Source organism: Mycobacterium sp. TH-M82, assembly GCF_057473605.1.
Genome location: NZ_JBYCKY010000327.1, coordinates 1 through 1510, shown reverse-complemented (window position 1 = coordinate 1510; position 1510 = coordinate 1). Strand labels below are relative to the sequence as shown.

At 66.6% G+C, this 1510-nt stretch carries 1 protein-coding gene; it reads left to right on the top strand.

Going from position 1 to position 1510, the window contains the following annotated elements:
* Positions 1-1510: tetratricopeptide repeat protein (locus AC2VON_RS10260; protein ID WP_486952860.1), on the top strand; the 1510-nt coding region annotated here is incomplete at both ends.

Below are 1510 nucleotides of genomic sequence, written 5' to 3'. Positions count from 1 at the left end.
GTGTCCTACCTGCTGGCCAATCGACGCGCGGTGGTCTCCGAGCGTGGTGCCGACCCCACCGTGGAGCGCGAGCTGGAGTCCGGCGTCGCGTTCGCCGACTACGACGAACTAGTCGAGCGCTGTGTGCAACTGCTTGCCGACGAGCCCGCGCGACGCGAACTCGCCGAGCGCGGATACCAGGCTTTCTCCGCCCGCGACCAGGTGACCATCATCGACCGCGCGCTCTCGGAAAACCCCGAGAACATCACCCACCAGACCGCCGCGCAAGACAACCCGGGTGCCGGTGTGCGCCTCGAAGACAAGAACCACAGCGCACATCATCAGCGTCGCAACCGCGACCTGTTCAGGCAAAAGTCTGAGCACGAACGCGATCAGTTGCTGGCCAAGGTCAAACGCGACCCCGAGGATGCGCGGTCGGTCTTCTTCCTCGCCGAGACCTTCTTCCAGTTGGGCGACGTGGTCGGTGCGCGCCGCTGGTATGCGCGGCGGGTCGAGATAGGCGGCTGCGGCGAGGAGGTCTACTGGGCGATGTACCGGCTCGCGGAGTCGATGGCCGAACTCGGTGAGCCGGGGCCAGATGTTGAAGATGCCTACCTGCGCGCCTGGGCTTTCCGACCGACCCGCGCCGAGGCGTTGCATGCCATGGCTTTTCGGTGTCGCGTCGAGCAACGCTACCGGCGCGGCTACCTGTTCGCCCAGCGCGCCACAGAAATCCCGTTCCCCGAAGAGGACATCCTTCTCCCCGCAGAAATCGCAGAGGTTTACGCGTGGCGCGCGGTCGATGAGCAGGCGGTGTGCGCAAGCTGGATCGGCCGGCATGCCGAGGCGTTCACGCTGTGCCGGAAACTGCTGGCCCGCCCTGATCTGCCCGAGCCTGATCGGCAACGGATCGCGGCCAACCGCGACTTTTCGGTACCGACCATGATCGAAGCGGCCGCACCCTACCCCCAAACCCTGGTGGCGTCCCTACCCCCCGGCCCCGCCCACGCCGAGATCACCGTCAGCCTGATCGCCGGACCAAACCGCCACACCACCGAGCACACCCTCAACTCGTTTCTGAACTGCTGCCTCGATGTCTCCCGCGTCGGGCGCTTCCTGGTGCTTGACGCCGGCCTGTCCGCCCCCGACCGCGCCACACTGCGCAAACGCTACGGATTCCTCACCTTCGCCCGCCGCAAATCCAGCGCCAAACCCGCCCCCCAACTCGCGCAGCTGCGCACCCAGATCCACGGACGGTTCTGGCTACACCTCGGCGCAGGCTGGCAGTTCTTCGCCCCCGACAACTACATCACCCGCCTGATCGCGGTACTCGACGCCGAACCCCACGTAATCCAAGTCGGCATCAACCTCGCCGACGCACTCAAACTCACCGGCACCTGCGCCGCCGAAAACGAGGCGCGCCGCACACCCGAGGCCGGCCGCTACCTGCTCACCGACACCGTCGCCAGCGGCCCGGCAATGTACGACACCACACGCCTGAACCCAACCACCGAAGCCCACAACAGCAACC